The sequence below is a fragment of the Henriciella sp. genome (assembly GCF_049649345.1).
In the GTDB taxonomy this organism is placed as follows: Bacteria; Pseudomonadota; Alphaproteobacteria; order Caulobacterales; family Hyphomonadaceae; genus Henriciella.
In genome coordinates this window covers 1-3,166 of record NZ_JBARZC010000002.1, presented here as the reverse complement: position 1 = coordinate 3,166, position 3,166 = coordinate 1, and the positions used below count along the sequence as shown (strand labels likewise).

General features: G+C 61.1%; 4 protein-coding genes. 3 read left to right on the top strand and 1 reads right to left on the bottom strand.

Features of this window, described 5'->3' with window-relative positions:
- A partial coding sequence (locus WA989_RS00030; RefSeq protein WP_424338484.1) for a TRAP transporter large permease subunit occupies positions 1–522 on the top strand: 522 nt, incomplete at its 5' end.
- Positions 523–526: 4 nt separating this feature from the next.
- Here WA989_RS00030 and WA989_RS00025 read toward each other — a convergent pair.
- Entirely contained in the window at positions 527–1,111 is a 585-nt protein-coding gene (locus WA989_RS00025; protein WP_424338483.1) for a carbohydrate binding domain-containing protein, read from the bottom strand.
- Positions 1,112–1,227: 116 nt separating this feature from the next.
- On the opposite strand from WA989_RS00025, the gene WA989_RS00020 reads away from it, so the two are divergent.
- Positions 1,228–2,001, top strand: a complete 774-nt coding sequence (locus tag WA989_RS00020) for a polysaccharide deacetylase family protein (RefSeq protein ID WP_424338482.1) — start codon at positions 1,228–1,230, stop codon at positions 1,999–2,001.
- Between the two features lie 143 nt (positions 2,002–2,144).
- Positions 2,145–3,166 (top strand): xylulokinase (gene xylB / locus WA989_RS00015; RefSeq protein WP_424338481.1); only part of this gene is annotated, 1,022 nt, incomplete at its 3' end.

Sequence of the window (3,166 nt, the reverse complement as noted above, 5' to 3'; positions counted from 1 at the left end):
GCGCTGGCCTATCGCACGCTCGACTGGCCGGCTTTCAGCGAGGCTGTGACGAGCGCGGTCAAAACAACCGCCATGATCATGCTGATCATTGGCACGGCGAGCATGTTCAGCTGGCTGTTTGCCTATCTCGACGGGCCCGCAAACCTCGCCGGCGCGCTGACCAGCCTGTCGGACGAGCCGGTCATCATCATGCTGACCATTCTGGTGCTTCTGCTCTTCCTCGGCGCCTTTATCGACATGGCGCCGCTGATCGTCATCACGACGCCCATTCTTCTGCCTGTGGCGATTACGGCGGGCGTCGACCCGGTGCACTTTGGTGTCATCCTGATGCTGGCACTCGGCATTGGGCTCGTGACGCCGCCTGTCGGGGCGATCCTGTTCCTTGGCTGCGCCGTTGGCGGTGTGCGGCCTGAACAGGCGATTAAGACGATATGGCCGTTTTACCTGGCGCTGATCGTGAGCCTTCTGCTTGTCACGTTCGTTCCGGCCCTGTCGCTCTGGCTGCCAGGCGCATTCGGCTAGCGGGTCAGGCCGCCGGGCCGAGATTCAGCACGTAGAAGGGGCCGAATTCCAGCGTCTGGCGGTGGTCACCAATATTGAAGGCAATCGCGATTTCATCGGCTGAGAAACTGTAGCCGGAGACGGACGAAACTTCGTAAAGCTGCCAGTCCTCGCCGATTTCGAGCGTCTCATCGAGCACGCCGGAATAAGGCTCGGTGTTCTGCTGGACACGCAGCTGCATATGGCCCTTTCCGGTCGCGCTATCAGGCCTTTTTGCGCGCGCCCAGAAGGCCACTGTCACCGTGTCGCCTTCGGAAACGTTGCCCGTCAGCGGACCTGTGACCGATACATCCCAGGCGTTCGCCTTGGCCGATTTGACACGCACCTGATAGGCGGCCCCGCCGTCTATCTCGGCTTTGACCACCTTGGCCTTGTAATCGTCTCCGAAAGTCTCGAGCGAAATGTCGATCGGATTGTTGATCAGCGTGCCGGGAAGCTGTTCTTCAAGCGCGTCGAGATAGGCTTGTTCTTCCGCGGACAAGTCCTGTGCGGGCGCTTGCAGGCACAGGCCAAAGGCTATCGCAGATAGCGCTATCGTTTTAAATTTCATGTCGATACACTCCCAGTCTGCTATTTATCTTGTTGGTGCAGGAGGTCAGGATTCCCCAAACACGGCTAAAGCGTCAAGCGCCCGAATTTACCCATGCGCTCTGGAAAAGTGCCGCTATGGCGGTGATGTCTGCCATGCTGGTTAGTGCGTCCTGCGCGCAGGCGACCGAAACGATTGAGTGGCCCGATGGGAAGAAGGCGGCGATCGCGCTGACCTATGACGATGCCCTCGACACCCATCTCGACGCTGCGTTGCCCCAGCTTGATGCGCATGGTTTCAAGGCAACCTTCTATCTCACGCTTGAGAACGAAGGCTTCCTGAACAGAACCGAGGAATGGCGGGCCGTCGCCGAGAATGGCCACGAGCTTGGCAATCACACGCTGTTCCATCCGTGCCAGTCATCACTGCCGGGGCGCGACTGGGTCCAGCCGGAGGCCGACCTCGACGCCTATAGTGTGGCCCGGATGGTGCGCGAGATTGCGCTCACCAACCAGCTTCTGACCCTGTTCGATGGACGCTCCAGCCGGACATTCGCCTATCCGTGCGGAGATTCGACCGCCGGCGGGGAATCGTATGTCGACGCGATCCGTCCGCTGTTTGACGGGGCAAGAGGCGTGGCGTCCTATTCGCCGGACGCGACCTATGATTTCTATCAGGTTTCCACCTATGGGCCGGAAGACGTGAGCGGCGACATGCTCATCGATTATGCCGAGGGCGTTCTGGAGGAGGGCGGCTTCGGCAGCTTCACCTTCCACGGCATTGGCGGCGAGTATCTGACGGTCTCGCCGGAGGCCCATGCGGAGCTCCTGGACTGGCTTGACGCGCACCGCGACGAGATCTGGATCGCCACGTTTCAGGACATTGTTACCTATACAAAAGACGCCGGCTGACGCAGCGAGAGGCGTCGCTTTACCCTCCGAAAAGCATGAATCAGACTGGATTCCTGTTGTCCTGTCCGCGCCAAGATGTTAGCGGTATCAAGATAAGACAACGACCTGCTAAATGACGGGCCGAGAGGGAAGGGACCAGAGACGTGTTTCTGGGAATTGATATTGGCACCTCCAGCGTAAAGGCCGTCCTCATGGATGAGGCCGGCAGCGTCGTTGAGACCGCAAGCGCCGAGCTGCCCATCTCGCGTCCCAAGCCGCTCTGGTCTGAGCAGAAGCCGTCTGACTGGTGGACCGCCACGAATATGGCCGTTGCCGGGCTCAGCGTAAAACACAGGCATGGCGTCAAGGCGGTCGGGCTTTCCGGCCAGATGCATGGCGCGACGCTCCTTGACAAGGCGCTCAACCCCTTGCGGCACGCCATCCTCTGGAATGATGGGCGCAGCTTTGCTGAAGCGGCCGCACTTCAGGAGAGGGAAGCCGACTTTGTCGACAAGGGCGGCAATCTCGTCATGCCCGGTTTTACCGCGCCGAAGCTTGAATGGGTGCGCCGGCACGAGCCTGAGACCTTCGCCAAGGTCGCGAAAGTCCTGCTGCCGAAAGACTATGTGCGCCTCCGGATGACGGGCGAGCTTGCCTCCGACATGTCGGATTCAGCCGGCACGCTGTGGATGGATGTCGCCAATCGTAAATGGCATGAGCCGCTGCTCGAGGCTTGCGGCCTGACAGTCGAGCATATGCCGAGCCTGCATGAGGGCGTCGAGGAGACAGGCGTGCTGCGCCAGGAAGCGGCCGAGGCCTGGGGCATGGACCGCGTGCCCGTCGTGGCTGGCGGCGGTGACAATGCAGCCGGCGCTTGCGGCGCCGGGATCGTCGATGAGGGCGATGCGCTGCTCTCGCTCGGCACGTCCGGCGTGATCTTTGTCGCCGGCAGCGAATTTCGTTCCAATCCGGATTCCGCGGCGCACGCTTTCTGTCATGCCCTGCCGGGGCGGTGGCACCTGATGTCCGTCATGCTGAGCGCGGCAAGCTGTGTCGACTGGGCCTGCCAGGCGACCGGCACGGCCTCCGCGGCACAGATGATAAAGTTGGCCGAACAGGACGCAGGCATTGCCTGCAAGGAGGTCTTCCTCCCCTACCTTTCAGGAGAACGCACGCCGCATAACAA